This window comes from Paraburkholderia sediminicola, assembly GCF_046026895.1.
Lineage (GTDB): Bacteria > Pseudomonadota > Gammaproteobacteria > Burkholderiales > Burkholderiaceae > Paraburkholderia > Paraburkholderia sediminicola_C.
Map to the genome: position 1 here is coordinate 1 of NZ_JAQQEU010000202.1, position 2,027 is coordinate 2,027.

Annotated in this window: 1 protein-coding gene; it reads left to right on the plus strand. The window is 57.1% G+C overall.

From position 1 onward, the window contains the following. The first annotated feature begins 165 nt into the window (after positions 1-165). Positions 166-1,956: a methyl-accepting chemotaxis protein gene (locus PQR02_RS40260; RefSeq protein ID WP_408243359.1), complete on the plus strand. Its 1,791-nt coding sequence runs from the start codon at positions 166-168 to the stop codon at positions 1,954-1,956. The last annotated feature ends 71 nt before the right edge of the window (positions 1,957-2,027 follow it).

Here is a 2,027-nt window from a genome sequence, read left to right on the forward strand (position 1 = left end):
GCTTACCTTACGTCCCATGATTAAAATCGGGAATGCCACGCCTCATCTATGCATCGCGCGCAAGGAACTTTCTTTTCCGGACAACGTGTCAAAACCCTTAATTTCCCGATAGGTGCGCCGTTAAGAAGAGGGAGCCGTTCCCTATAACACTAACTAAGACGCCCAATGTTCGCTTCAATTCGCACACGCATTCTTGCCGCGTGCCTCACCATCGTCGTCGTCGCGCTGCTCGCCAACGCAGCACTCAATTATTTTGTTGCGAAGTCGTATAACGACGAAGCCATTGCGGCAAATCTCGATGCCGTGTCTGCAGGCCACGTTGCCGGCATTAACGACTGGATCGCCACACGTTCCCAGATGATCAAGTCTTTGCAGACATCCGCGAGCTCGTCCGATCCGCTTCCGTCGCTTCTCGACATCATGCATGCGGGTAATTTCAGCAACGTGTACGTTGGGCGATCTGATAAGACAGCGAAATTTTCGGCGCCCGAAGGTATTCCCGCTGACTATGATCCAACTACGCGCCCTTGGTACAAGGAAGTTATTGCCAACGGCACTCCCGTCGTGACCAAACCCTTCGTTGACGCGGGGACCGGTAAGCTAGTGATCTCGTTTGCAGCGCCTACCGCCGTGGTTGAAGGCGTTAAGGGAGTCGTCGGCGGCAATGTCAGCCTGGAAACTGTAAGCGCGAACGTCAACTTGATCCATCCCACACCGGCAAGTTTTGGCATGCTGCTCGATGGTAACGGCAATATTATTGCCTATTCCCACGCGAAGTTGATCGGCAAGCCGGTAACCGACCTCGCTCCCGATCTTTCCCTTGGCGCATTGATCGGTGCGCGGACTCCGGTTCGCATTAAAGTCGGTGGTGCAGTAAAACTGATGAAGGCTACACCGATTGCTGGAACCGATTGGCAAGCTGTGGTCGCACTCGACGAAGCAGAAGCGACCGCCGGCATGCGCTCGCAGCTCATGAGTGCTGTCATGGCGCTCGTGCTCATCGTAATCATCGCAGGCATCGTCATGGGGGCGGTCACAACGGTCTCGCTCAAGCGCCTTGCGACCGTTCGCGACGCCATGGAAGCGATCGGATCGGGATCTGGCGACCTGACGACGCGTCTTCCTGCCGACGGCCGCGACGAGGTTGCGCAGATCTCTCGTGCCTTCAACCAATTCGTCGATAAACTCTTGGCCGTCATGAAGCAAATCCGCGACACCAGCGAATCTGTGCGGCTCGCCGCCAACGAGATCGCTACGGGCAACATTGACTTGTCCGGTCGCACGGAGGCGGCAGCGGCAAGCCTTCAGCAAACGGCCGCGTCCATGGAAGAGATCACTTCCACCGTGACTCTTTCGGCAAGCGCCGCGAAACAGGCGAACAGCAAGTCATCGTCTGCGTCAAGCGTCGCCGCGCGCGGCGGAGAAGTTGTCACCGACGTGATCGCTACGATGGTGTCGATTGAAACCGCATCGAGCAAGATTGGCGACATTATCGGCGTCATCGACGGCATTGCTTTCCAAACGAATATCCTCGCACTGAATGCAGCAGTCGAGGCAGCGCGCGCAGGCGAACAGGGGCGTGGTTTCGCTGTTGTAGCGAGTGAGGTGCGCAGTCTGGCACAGCGCAGCGCCCAGGCGGCCAAAGAAATCAAAGTGCTGATCGAAGCAACCGTCGACAGCGTTGCCTCCGGCTCTGCGCAGGTCCGTCAAGCAGGCGCGACGATGGAAGAGATCGTGGGATCAGTCAACAGCGTGACGACCATCATGGCAGAGATATCCGGTGCTTCCGACGAGCAGACGCGGGGGATTCAGGAAGTCAACCGCGCCGTCGCACAACTCGATGAGATGGTGCAGCAAAACGCCGCTCTTGTTGAGGAATCTACTGCCGCTGCCTCAACGCTGCAAAGTCAAGCGAATTACCTGGCCAATGCGGTCGGACAATTCAAGATTGACTAATATTCGGAAAACCTGGCTAAGGGCCGGTGATCGGCTTGGAGCAGTCCTGACGCCACGTCGCGGTGATACCG

Coding starts and splice junctions, on each gene's coding strand:
- PQR02_RS40260 (WP_408243359.1), top strand. CDS start 166: ATGTTCGCTTCAATTCGCACACGCATTCTTGCCGCGTGCCTCACCATC.